Annotated in this window: 13 protein-coding genes; 11 read left to right on the forward strand and 2 right to left on the reverse strand. The window is 34.5% G+C overall.

Going from position 1 to position 12,119, the window contains the following annotated elements:
• Window positions 1-172 precede the first annotated feature (172 nt).
• The 10 genes from PF272_RS10425 to PF272_RS10470 all read left to right on the forward strand — a co-directional run bounded on the left by PF272_RS10425 (window position 173) and on the right by PF272_RS10470 (window position 10,157).
• Entirely contained in the window at window positions 173-649 is a 477-nt protein-coding gene (locus PF272_RS10425; protein WP_271142703.1) for a tripartite tricarboxylate transporter TctB family protein, read from the forward strand.
• A 15-nt stretch (window positions 650-664) separates the two neighbouring features.
• A complete protein-coding gene (locus tag PF272_RS10430; RefSeq protein WP_271142704.1) occupies window positions 665-2,158 on the forward strand; it encodes a tripartite tricarboxylate transporter permease in 1,494 nt (497 codons plus the stop codon).
• Window positions 2,159-2,169: 11 nt separating this feature from the next.
• Complete coding sequence (locus PF272_RS10435) at window positions 2,170-3,081, forward strand: SMP-30/gluconolactonase/LRE family protein (RefSeq protein WP_271142705.1); 912 nt, start codon at window positions 2,170-2,172, stop codon at window positions 3,079-3,081.
• A 1-nt stretch (window position 3,082) separates the two neighbouring features.
• On the forward strand, window positions 3,083-3,982 hold the full coding sequence (locus PF272_RS10440) for a 2-dehydro-3-deoxygalactonokinase (protein ID WP_271142706.1): 900 nt from the start codon (window positions 3,083-3,085) through the stop codon (window positions 3,980-3,982).
• Window positions 3,979-4,599 (forward strand): 2-dehydro-3-deoxy-6-phosphogalactonate aldolase, encoded by a 621-nt coding sequence (locus tag PF272_RS10445; RefSeq protein WP_271142707.1) that lies wholly within the window; start codon window positions 3,979-3,981, stop codon window positions 4,597-4,599. Before PF272_RS10440 ends, PF272_RS10445 begins: the two co-directional genes overlap by 4 nt.
• 155 nt (window positions 4,600-4,754) lie before the next feature.
• Entirely contained in the window at window positions 4,755-6,203 is a 1,449-nt protein-coding gene (dnaB, locus tag PF272_RS10450) for a replicative DNA helicase (protein WP_065233876.1), read from the forward strand.
• A 17-nt stretch (window positions 6,204-6,220) separates the two neighbouring features.
• Window positions 6,221-7,294, forward strand: coding sequence for an alanine racemase (alr, locus tag PF272_RS10455; RefSeq protein WP_271142708.1), 1,074 nt, complete (start codon window positions 6,221-6,223; stop codon window positions 7,292-7,294).
• A 24-nt stretch (window positions 7,295-7,318) separates the two neighbouring features.
• Complete coding sequence (gene pgi / locus PF272_RS10460) at window positions 7,319-8,965, forward strand: glucose-6-phosphate isomerase (RefSeq protein ID WP_271142709.1); 1,647 nt, start codon at window positions 7,319-7,321, stop codon at window positions 8,963-8,965.
• Between the two features lie 216 nt (window positions 8,966-9,181).
• Entirely contained in the window at window positions 9,182-9,634 is a 453-nt protein-coding gene (locus PF272_RS10465; protein ID WP_271142710.1) for a hypothetical protein, read from the forward strand.
• A 43-nt stretch (window positions 9,635-9,677) separates the two neighbouring features.
• Entirely contained in the window at window positions 9,678-10,157 is a 480-nt protein-coding gene (locus tag PF272_RS10470; protein WP_271142711.1) for a hypothetical protein, read from the forward strand.
• Window positions 10,158-10,175: 18 nt separating this feature from the next.
• On the opposite strand, the gene PF272_RS10475 is transcribed toward PF272_RS10470, so the two are convergent.
• A complete protein-coding gene (locus PF272_RS10475; RefSeq protein ID WP_271142712.1) occupies window positions 10,176-10,610 on the reverse strand; it encodes a hypothetical protein in 435 nt (144 codons plus the stop codon).
• On the reverse strand, window positions 10,610-11,644 hold the full coding sequence (locus tag PF272_RS10480) for an IS1595 family transposase (protein ID WP_271142713.1): 1,035 nt from the start codon (window positions 11,642-11,644) through the stop codon (window positions 10,610-10,612). Before PF272_RS10480 ends, PF272_RS10475 begins: the two co-directional genes overlap by 1 nt.
• Before the next feature lie 76 nt (window positions 11,645-11,720).
• Here PF272_RS10480 and PF272_RS10485 point away from each other — a divergent pair, with 76 nt between their 5' ends.
• Window positions 11,721-12,059, forward strand: a complete 339-nt coding sequence (locus tag PF272_RS10485; RefSeq protein WP_271142714.1) for an XRE family transcriptional regulator — start codon at window positions 11,721-11,723, stop codon at window positions 12,057-12,059.
• Window positions 12,060-12,119 lie beyond the last annotated feature (60 nt).

Genomic DNA, 12,119 nt, shown 5'->3' on the forward strand with positions numbered 1-12,119 from the left:
CATTAGAGAAAATGAATTTAACTCCAGCATATCTTAATTCATCCGATTTTAAACAAGTAATTGTTAAAGATGATGAATTTTTTAATCAAATTATGCAGAAATTAGGATTAAAAAATAATTTTTAGCGAGCTAGGTAATCATATATCTAGCTCTTTTTTTAAGGAGAAATTTTATGAATGTCAATTATAAAAAAGTGGATAGATTATCTTTGTTTATCTATATATTTCTCTTAATGATAGGATTATTCTCTATATATTATGCATATAGTTTTCCGAAAGTATCTATATCATATGATATTGGTGCCGATGTATTTCCAATAATATTTTCTTCAGCTCTTTCTTTATTATGTATATGTGGAATATTTAAAACGATATTTGTTGGTGTTAAATATGATGTTTCAAATCATAATATAAAGAAATCCATTTTTGTAATGTTCCTCAATGCTCTATCTATTGCATTTATGAATTTTCTTGGTTTTTATCTTTCTTGTTTTATTTTTCTTTGTTTTTTAATGTTTTTATTGGGGATAAAAAATAAAGCTTATATATTCATTTTTTCAACTATTATTATGGTTGTTATTTATATAATATTTCAGATTTTACTTAGTGTACCATTACCTATGGGCGAGATATTTTCTGGTATCTATTAAAGGGAGAATAATAAAATGAATAATTTAGAATTATTATTTTCAGGGTTTTATAACCTATTTCAACAGCCTATGGCAATAATACTAGGTATTTTTGGTATTTGTGTTGGTCTAATTATTGGTGTTCTGCCTGGATTAACTGCAACAATGGGAGTGGCTATTTTATTACCATTTACATTTGGAATGGATCCTGTTCAAGCATTATTAATGATGAGCGGTGTTTTTTTTGGAGGGGTATATGGAGGGTCTATTACTGCTATTTTATTAAATATTCCAGGTACTCCAGCTGCAGCAGCTACAGCATTGGATGGATATCAGTTAACTCAAAAAGGGCAAGCTGGAAAAGCTCTAGGATTTGCAACTATTGGTTCTGTAACTGGTGGAATCTTAAGTGTTTTAATTCTTATCTTTATGGCACCGATTTTAGCAAAATTTGCTTTGAAATTTTCGGCACCAGAAAATTTTGCGTTAGCTATGTTTGGATTGAGTATTATTATTAGTATTTCAGGAAAATCTTTGTTAAAAGGACTAATTACAGGTTTTTTAGGATTATTAGTATCTACTATAGGGCTAGATCCTATGTCTGGATATCCTAGGTTTACATTTGGTAATCAAGAGTTAATGAGTATTCCTTTTATACCTGTAATGATAGGTTTATTTGCTGGTTCAGAGGCTTTCAAAGCTATAGCCGAATCTAATGATACTATATCCAAAGAAAACTTTCAGATACCTAGTGTTATACCTAAAATAAAAGAGATAAAAGAACAGTTATTTTTAATATTACGCTCTGGCTTTATTGGTAGCTGCATTGGATCTATTCCTGGTGCAGGTGCAGATATAGCTTCTTTTGTTTCTTACAATGAAGCTAAAAGATTCTCGAAACATAGAGATGAGTTTGGCTCTGGAAGAGTTGAAGGAGTAGTAGCTGCGGAGTCTGGTGCAAATGGTTGTACAGGAGGAGCAATGCTTCCCATGCTAAGCCTGGGGATTCCTGGTGATGCAGTTACAGCAGTTATGTTGGGAGCATTGACATTACAAGGATTACAGCCAGGACCATTATTGTTTAAAGAACATGGTGATATGGTATTCACATTATTTGCTGGGATGCTGATTTGTTATGTTTCCCTTCTTGTTATTGGATTATCATCATTGAAGTATTTGGTAAGAATATTATCAATGCCAAAAGAATATTTAATTCCAATTATTTTAAGTTTATGTTTGGTAGGAACATTTGCAATTAATAATTCTGTTTTTGATATAGGAATAATGTTAACTGCAGGTATTATGGGATATTTTATTAGGATGAGAGATTTTCCAGTTTCACCGATTGTATTAGCTATGATAATGGGACCTATGGCTGAATCCAATTTTAGAAGATCACTTGCGTTATATAATGGAAATTTAGATTTTCTATATAATAGACCGATTACACTTACATTATTATCTATAGCAATTATTACTATATTTTTCCCATTGTTTAGAAATGGGTATATGATTATTCGTAATAAATGAGGTATGAAGTAATGAAAATTAATTATTTTTCCTCTGATCATATTTTAGATATTCCAATTAGGAACAGTGTGGGGGAATCTTCTTTTTGGAATAATAGAGATAGAACTTGGAATTGGATAGATCAAACGGGATCGATTTATAAATATAGTCAAGATAATAATCAGTTATATGAATATAAAGTTAATCAGCGTTTAGGCTGTATTACCCCAACAGATGATAATAATTTGCTTGTGGCTGGTGAACATCAAATATTTCTTATTAGAGGTGGTAAGGAACATCTTTTATTTGATTTTAAGCATGAGTATGAAGGCATGAAGTTTGGGGATGGTCATTGTGATAGGCAAGGAAGATTTATTCTTTCTAATATGTATCAAGATATTTCAAAAAGAAATAAATATGGGAATTGGTATTCTTTCTATAAAAGAAGAGAAAATTATTCAATAAGTTATTTAAATACACCTCATTTAATTATTCCTAATGGCTCAGCATTTAATGCTAAAGGTGATATTTTTTATTTTTGTGAAACAGATACAAAATATCGTCGCATATTTAAATGTAAATATGATATTGATGAAGGAGTAATTTATCATATTGATTTATATATAGATCTTTCAGATCTTAATGTAGGTAGACCTGATGGTGCTTCAATTGATGTTGATGGTTGTTATTGGATATCTTGCCTTGATGAGGGAATGATTTTGAGGATCACTCCTAATGGAAATATTGATCAAATATTTAGGACTCCAATGAAAAAACCGACTATGTGTTCTTTTGGTGGTAAAGATTATAGAACATTATTTATTACTTCTCTTTGTAGAGGAGAATTAGATCTTCAAGAAGATCCTTATGGTGGTAGATGTTTAATAATTGAAACTAATTACCAGGGCTTACCTACACCTTCTTTTAATATTCAAGGAATATGATATGGAAATATTAGAATCTAATGTAATTTCTATTGATTGGGGAACTTCATCATTTAGGGCAAGAGAGTTAAAATCAAATGGTGATATTTTGAAAATTATTTCTACAGATGAAGGAATATTAAAATCTAAAGATAACTTTGAAAAAGTATTAGAAAAAAATCTTTCTACATTTACTAAAAATATTCCAATTATTATGTCTGGTATGATTGGCTCTAAACAGGGATGGTTTGAAACAAAATATTTACCTTTACCCTGTGATTCAGAAGTCCTAGCAAGGAATATATCCAAGGTTTCTTCTTGTCTAGGGGATATTTTTATCATTCCGGGCCTTTATAAGGCGGATACTAAATTTGATGTGATGAGAGGAGAAGAAACAGAAATAATTGGTGCAATTCATCGTTTGAATATACGAAATGCATCTATTGTTGTAACAGGTACTCATTCTAAAGTAGTTACTATCAAGAATGGTTTAATAGTTGATTTTAATTCTTATCTTACTGGTGAAATGTTTGCAGCTCTATGTAAATCCTCAATACTTGGAGCATTTGGGAATAGAGTAGATATTGAATCAGAATGGTTTAAATTAGGTGTAGAAGTAGGATATAAATCTTCAAATGGAGGAGGTTTATTAAATGCTATTTTTCAAGCCAGAAGTCGAGTATTAGTATCGGATTTACCAGAAAGTTATTCAGCAAGTTTTCTTAGTGGAGTATTAATTGGTGCAGAAATTGGCGCCTCAACTTATCTTGATGAAATATGGATAATGGGTAATGGTAACCTTCCTATGGCATATGAAAAAGCATTTACTTACCTCAATTTTAAGGTATCACTTGTACCCGATAATACTGTTATTTGGGGTAGTCTTGAAGTATTTAATAAATATAAGGAGATTAATAAATGATATCTCAATTTGATGAATATTTTACACAATGTCCAATAGTTGCAATTTTGAGAGGAATAACTCCTAAAAATTGTATTGAAGTGACTAATATATTATATGATGCAGGAGTAAGAATCATTGAGGTTCCATTAAATTCACCTGAACCATTTGAAAGTATAAGATTACTTAAATCGTATTGGAATGATCGAGCAATTATTGGTGCAGGAACAGTATTAAGTGTTGAAGATGTAGAGCAATTACATGATCTGAAAGCAGATATTATTGTTGCTCCAAATCTTAATATTTCTGTTGGGCATGTGGCAAAAAAATATGGAATGATTTGGTTACCTGGAGTATTGACACCAACAGAAGGATTTTTAGCTCTTGAAAATGGAGCTGATGGATTAAAGCTTTTTCCAGCAGAGTCAATAACTCCTCAGATTATTAAAGCATGGCAGAGTGTTTTTCCTAAGAATACTAAACTTATTCCTGTCGGAGGTATTAAAGTCTCCAATATAAAAGATTATTTAGATATAGGGGTATCAGGATTTGGAGTTGGTGGAACAATTTTTAAACCTAATTATTCATTGGCAGAAATTAAGACAAACATAGAAGAATTAATACAAGTAATTAAATAAATTAATTAATAAGAATATTAAAGAGGCCTGCATAGGCCTCTTTTTATCAGTGGATATTTTTATTACAAATTACACAATCAACACAACAATAATGCCCCTATTGAGATAAATTTTGCTATACTTTCGTTTCAATAATTGACTAGATGGCAAACTTTATGGCTTGGACACCTACTCGTACTTCACAATCTAAAACAACCGCAACTAAAACAATCAATTCTAAAGATATGGAACAATTTACTCCTCCTCATTCGATTGAAGCGGAGCAATCGGTGTTAGGTGCATTGTTGTTAGATAATGGTTTATGGGATCGTGTTGTAGAAGCGGTGATTGCACAAGATTTTTATACCTATGCTCATCGAGTCATTTTCCAAGAGATAGAAAATTTATTAAGTCATGGCAAACCTGCCGATCTTATTACCCTAGAACAAGCGTTAAGTAGCAAAGATTTAACCGATACTGTTGGTGGCTTTTCTTATTTAGTAGAACTTTCACAGAAAACACCAAACAGTGCTAACGCATTAGCTTATGCCAATATTATTCGGGAAAAGGCGATTTTACGTGAGTTAATTGCAACCAGTAATACGATTTCTGAAAACTGTTACTCGCCAAATGGACAAGATGTAAAAGATATTCTTGATAATGCCGAGAGTAAAATTTTACAGATCTCGGAGCAACGAATGGCAGGTTCAGATACTGGTCCACAAAATATTTCTAAAATTTTATTTGATACGATTACTAAAATAGAAACTTTAGCACAAAACCCAAGTTTGGGAGGGATTACGGGGGTTTCTACTGGATTTACGGATTTAGATAAAAAAACAGCAGGATTACAGCCTGGTGATTTAATTATTATTGCAGCTCGTCCCTCAATGGGTAAAACCACTTTTGCGATGAATTTGTGTGAAAATGCAGCATTACCGCCCGATCAGGATAAAGCAGTGTTAATTTTTAGTTTAGAAATGCCTGCGGAACAATTAATGACGAGAATGTTAGCATCACTTTCTCGAGTTGACCAAACGAAATTACGTACAGGGCAAATTGATTTTGCTAATGATGAGGGGGCAAGATTATCCAGTTGTATTTCATTGTTAAAAGAGAAAAGCAATATTTATATTGATGATACCTCTGGGCTAACGCCAACGGAGTTACGTTCTCGTGCCAGACGAATTCATCGTGAAAGTCCGAATGGATTAGCGATGATTATGGTCGATTATTTACAATTAATGCGTGTGCCTGGCTATGCAGAAAATCGTACCTTAGAAATCGCTGAAATATCACGTTCTTTAAAGGCATTAGCGAAAGAATTGAAAGTACCAGTAATTGCACTTTCGCAGTTAAATCGTAGTTTGGAACAACGTGCGGATAAACGCCCCGTAAACTCAGACTTACGTGAATCCGGTGCGATTGAGCAAGATGCGGATTTAATTATGTTTATCTATCGGGACGAAGTATATAACCCTAATTCAGAATTTAAAGGAACAGCTGAAATTATTATCGGGAAACAACGTAATGGGCCAATTGGTAGCGTGCGTTTAGCCTTTATGGGCGGATATTCTCGATTTGATAATTTACAGTATGGTTCCGATTACAACGACAATTATTAATTAACAAAGGCAGTATCATGAAAGCAGCAACGGCAAAGATAAGCTCTCTTGCCCTTAAACATAATATTCAGAAGATAAAATCATTAGCACCAAATAGTAAAATTATTGCTGTCGTTAAAGCAAATGCATATGGACATGGCGTGGAATTTGTTTCACAAACTGTACAAGATAATGTGGATTGTTTTGGCGTGGCTCGTTTAGGTGAAGCACTTCGTTTACGTTCTAATGGAATTACCAAGCCTATCTTATTATTAGAGGGCTTTTTTTCTGCCAGTGATTTACCGATTTTAGCTGTCAATAATATTGAAACGGTCGTGCATTGTGCAGAACAGTTAGAAGATCTATTACAAGCTAAATTACCGAATCCAATTAATGTTTGGATCAAAATTGATACAGGTATGCACCGTTTAGGCGTGCAATTAGAAGAAGTTGATCACTATTATCAAATGCTATCTCAATCGAGTAATGTTAATCGGATTCGCTTTATGAGCCATTTTAGTCGTGCAGATGAATTAACTTGTGGCTATACGGAAAAGCAGCTCGATCGTTTCTTAACCGCTTGCCAAGATAAAGAAGGGGAGAGAAGTATAGCTGCTTCAGGGGGAATTCTATTCTGGCCTGAGTCACATTTAGAATGGATTCGACCGGGCATTATTATGTATGGGATATCTGTCAATAATACGCCTAGCAGTGAATATGATTTAATTCCAGTGATGACCTTAACTTCATCATTAATTGCGGTACGAGAACATAAAAAAGGTGAGCCAGTTGGTTATGGCGGACGCTGGGTAAGTGATAAAGATACTAAAATTGGCGTGGTAGCGATTGGCTATGGTGATGGCTATCCGCGAGATGTACCAACGGGAACGCCTGTATATGTTAATGGGCGACGTGTGCCGATTGTTGGGAAAGTGTCTATGGATATGCTGACTGTCGATTTAGGGATTGATGCCGAAGATAAAGTCGGTGATGAAGTTATTTTATGGGGCAAAGAGCTGCCTATAGAAGAAATAGCAGAAATTATTGGCGTAATCAGTTATGAATTAGTAACTAAACTCACGCCACGAGTTTTAGTGGAATATATTGATTAATTTTAAATATAAAGGGAAAACAGTATGAAAAATATTAATCCAACCTCAACCAAAGCATGGCAAGCATTACTGCAACATCAACAAGCAGTAAAAGATGTGACCATTCAACAACTTTTTGCTAAAGAAGCGAACCGCTTTGATCACTATTCATTAAAATTTAACCAAGATATTTTGGTAGATTTTTCTAAAAACCGTTTAACCACTGAAACATTAGCATTATTGCGTCAATTAGCAGAGGAAACGGCAGTAAGTGAAGCGATTGAAAGTATGTTTAATGGGGAGAAAATTAATCGTACTGAAAATCGAGCTGTATTACATACTGCATTGCGTAACCGTAGCAATAAACCAGTTTATGTTGATGGCAAAGATGTGATGCCAGAAGTTAATGCAGTATTGGCAAAAATGAAAAGCTTCTGCGAACGTGTGATTTCAGGAGAGTGGAAAGGATACACAGGTAAAGCAATTACTGATGTGATTAATATTGGTATTGGTGGTTCTGATTTAGGGCCTTATATGGTGACAGAAGCATTACGTCCTTATAAAAATCACTTAACAATGCATTTTGTTTCTAATGTGGATGGAACACACATTGCTGAAACTTTAAAGAAAGTTGATCCAGAAACAACATTAGTTTTAGTGGCATCAAAAACCTTTACCACACAAGAAACAATGACCAATGCGCATTCTGCTCGTGAATGGTTCTTAGCCAAAGCAAAAGATGAAGCACATATTGCAAAACATTTTGCTGCCTTATCAACGAACGCTAAAGCGGTCGCTGAGTTTGGTATTGATACTGACAATATGTTTGAATTCTGGGATTGGGTTGGTGGCCGCTATTCACTCTGGTCTGCAATTGGGCTTTCTATCGCACTCTCAATTGGTTTTGATAATTTTGAAGCCTTATTAAGTGGTGCTCATGAAATGGATAAACATTTCCGCACTACCCCAGCAGAACAAAATATTCCATTAACATTAGCGTTAGTTGGTCTATGGAACACAAACTTCTTAGGTGCACAAACCGAGGCGATTTTACCTTATGATCAATATATGCACCGTTTTGCGGCATATTTCCAACAAGGAAATATGGAATCAAATGGGAAATATGTGGATCGCAATGGTAATCCTGTGGATTATCAAACTGGACCAATTATTTGGGGTGAACCAGGCACAAATGGTCAACATGCTTTTTATCAACTGATTCACCAAGGAACAACCTTAATTCCATGTGATTTTATTGCACCAGCGAAAACCCATAATCCATTAGGTGATCATCATACTAAATTGCTATCAAACTTCTTTGCACAAACTGAAGCATTAGCATTTGGTAAAACTAAGGAAGAAGTGGAAGCTGAATTTGTGAAAGCGGGTAAAGCATTAGCTGATGTTCAACATATTGTGCCATTTAAAGTATTCACAGGTAATAAACCAACCAACTCTATTTTACTCAGTGAAATCACCCCATTTACATTAGGGGCATTAATTGCGATGTATGAACATAAGATTTTTGTTCAAGGTGTGATCTTTAATATCTTCACTTTCGACCAATGGGGTGTGGAATTAGGTAAACAACTTGCAAATCGTATTTTGCCTGAATTGGTTGGCAATGAGGAAGTTTCTTCTCACGATAGCTCAACCAATGGTTTAATCAATCAATACAAAGCATGGCGTTAAAAATCGCTTTTTAAATAACCTACTTATTATCAGAAAATAGCGAGGATTTTCCTCGCTATTTCTTTTTGTTTTACAAAAAGAAATAGACGCAATTTAAAAAAAATGTTTAATTAAACTCAATTTTTAAAAATTGAGTTTAATTTTGTTATGAGAGTTTCTAAACCTAAACCATTTGATGAATTAATCCAAAATAATATAGCTAATCAATGGAAGTTAATGGAAAAATTTAAGGCCATTGATGAGCAAGGACGCTATTTACATTGGGATAAATTTAAACGTATTTATCCTGAGAATACAGAAGCAGCATGGTTAGCTACGAAAATTAATCGTTCTGCATTATTAACAGAAATTGATATTGCTGGCATTGTATTTTCTTATGCAGTACCGACTTCATTACAAGCATTACTTCACTTTATTGATAAGAGGAGTGGTGGCAATGTTGGCACCACAAATTTTGAAGGTTTGAGTAACGTGGAACAGCAACGTTTTTTATTAAAGTCGTTGATTATGGAGGAAGCAATTACTTCAGCTCAGTTGGAAGGAGCAGCAACGACACGCAAAGTTGCAAAAGAAATGTTGGAAAGTGAGCGTAAGCCAAAAACAAAAGATGAAATGATGATTTTGCGGTATTATGTAGCAGTTGCACAAAGACCAATTAACTCAATTTGACTAAAATCCTTGTGGTTATTTTACATCATAAGGATTTTTATTTATGGCAAGAATGACTGGGGAAACCCTTATTCGGCAGAAAATTGCTGAACTTACTCAACAAATTACTCACTTTGAGCAATGTATTGAAAAGGCGAAAGAGCATCAAGTAACTCTACAACAAGCATTAGTGGCATTACAGTGTGACCCGTTTTCAAGCCCTATCAAGAAGGAAAGAAAGAGGAAAGCTAAATCTATTGGTGATGTGAGTGCGATTTCAATATACGCTTATCACCCTAGCGATTATATTGCAAAAGTGTTTAAACATTACCCAAACCAATGGATGTCAGCGAAAGAGATGGTGTTTAAAGCATTTGAAATCGAAGGGAAAATCGAACATAAATCGCAACATCATTCAATTGTAACTGCCTTTTCACACGCATTAAGACGATTACAAGAGAAAGGCATTGTTGAGAGACAGGTTTTGCAAGAGAAATCTTCGGTTAAGGTAATTCAGTGGCGGTTAAAAGAGATTGCAACGTAGAAATAACAGTGATAACCATTATTTCTCGGTTTTTAATCGCCATAAAGCCACCTTGTGAGCCTTGTCTGACTGTCGTTCTACAATGCCTTTTTTGAGTAATCTATCCATTGCCGCATGAACATTCTTGATATAGGTGCGATTTACAGGGGTATTGGGTTGGTTATCTGCTATGAGGATTGCTTTTGTAATTTCTTCCACTCGCCAATAACGATTTGGCTCTGTTTTGAGTAAACGGATAATTAAGGTAGCTGAATTTGTGGTAAAACGGCGGCGGCGAGTACGATATTGGAATTGTGCGGTATCGTATTCGGTAACATCTCGATGTTCTTCTTCCATTATCTGAATTGCTTTGCGTAAAGTATAGATTTTATCATCAAGTAGCGAGAGATGTTCTCGTACTTGTTTACGCTCAAATTCAAGTTCTTTGAGTTTTTTATCAAGCGTATATGCCATTACATCACCAATCGCTCTACTTGTCTGTGATGACCTTGCCAATAGCCTTTCCAGTCGTTATCCGATGATGTATTGAGACATTTATTTATAACATCATTGAACAGGGTTAAATTATCCAGTTTACGAGTATCTTCCCGATAGGCTATTTCATTAGCATAGTTATCAAGGTAGATATTTGACATTTTGTGGACTTGTCCATAATACATCCGTTTGAAACGAGCAAAATAGCTTTCTGCGAGATTATTCGTAATACCGTCATCACTACGATATTCACGCTGATGGTTTACTCGTTGCAAATCGTAATCGACTATCAATTCATCATACGCTGAATTTTCATCCGCATGAATGCGACTGTTTCGCTCAATATAGGCGGTTGCTAATTTCTTCACAGTTTCGCTATTCTCAGAGAGAATGGGAAAAGTGATGGTTTTCTTTGCACCAACAAGATTTGGATTGTTTAAAGTATCTTGTTCTGAATAACGCTCACGCATCACTAAGACCGCACGTTTATTCGGATTGACATTGGCTTTTAACCGTCTATCCACACGTTCACTTTTCTTATTCTTTGGACGAGGGGCGGAATGTACATAAGTTCCGTCAATATGCACTTCACCTGACAAGGGAAAAAGCTCACGTTGCACAATTAAACTCTCACGAATTTTATGAGCAAGAGTGAAAGCTGTTTTGTACTGCACATTTAAATCACGAGAAAGTTGGCAGGCGGAAATGCCTTTTACCGCATTCACAAATAAGGCAATCGCAAATAAATAGGTTTGAAGTGGTAGCTTATGATTGGCAAAAATCGTCCCTGAAGTAATGCTGAAAGTATGTTTACAATGCTTGCACCGCCATTGCTTGCGAGTAGAGATAAAATAGGCTTTGTGTTTTACATCGCACTTCGGACAAACTTGCTCATTATTACTTCGCCAACGTAACTGACAAAGCATAGACAGTGTTTCGTCATCCGATAGTTTGACTATCTTGATAGGCGAAAGCAAACGAGCTTTGCTTGTGAGAAGGAAGTGTTGTGCCATAAAACCTTGAGTTCTAATTAATTAATCCCTATAATATACACAAACGTATAAATAAAATCAAGAGGATTTTATACAAATGTGTATATCCAAGAGGCTACAACAAGCCTGCCAAGTTAAGGGATTGAAATTAAAAGGGTTTATTGAGGTTACAGGACTGCCTTATCGAACAGGTCAAAGTTATTTAAGTGGTGTAAGAGAGCCAAATGCCGAAGGGATGCAAATAATTTGTACACGAATGAGGATAAATATAAACTGGCTTTTAACTGGCTCTGGAGCTATGTTTATTGATGAACTTGAGTGTAACCCAGAAGGTGAAGAAATCACACTCTTAGAAAATTTTAGAAAGAGCAATGAAGTAGCTAAAAAAGCTATTTATCAGGTTGCTAAAACTTTATCAGATGAACTTAATCAATAAGGATGCAAATGAAATTAAATAAAATAATAAATGGTGATTCCGTCCAAGAAATGAATAAGC

This window comes from Gallibacterium faecale (genome assembly GCF_027920745.1).
GTDB classification, from domain to species: domain Bacteria; phylum Pseudomonadota; class Gammaproteobacteria; order Enterobacterales; family Pasteurellaceae; genus Gallibacterium; species Gallibacterium faecale.